Source organism: Pseudomonas sp. SIMBA_041 (assembly GCF_046535095.1).
GTDB lineage: Bacteria > Pseudomonadota > Gammaproteobacteria > Pseudomonadales > Pseudomonadaceae > Aquipseudomonas > Aquipseudomonas mucoides.
Map to the genome: position 1 here is coordinate 1 of NZ_JAWRXJ010000531.1, position 258 is coordinate 258.

Below are 258 nucleotides of genomic sequence, written 5' to 3' on the forward strand. Positions count from 1 at the left end.
TAAGGAACCGAGAACAGGAACACAAGTACGATCCGGCTCGCCCATTTCCTGACCCAGACCCGCTTCTTCTACTACGTTGCCCAGAATATCCATTGCAAACACCGAGGCCGGGAAATAACACCCTTTCTCCAACTTCTTCAGGCTTGCAACAGGGATACGTTTTCCACGGAAGCAACCATTCAAATCAGTAAGTAAAACATCAACATATTGCGTATTCGGGTAGCGCTCCAGGTAGCGTTTCACTTCCTGCGTAAAGGC

Annotated in this window: 1 pseudogene; it reads right to left on the bottom strand. The window is 48.8% G+C overall.

Features of this window, described 5'->3' with window-relative positions:
• Positions 1–258 (bottom strand): annotated as a pseudogene (locus tag SB725_RS32225) (glutamine synthetase); the annotation flags it as partial.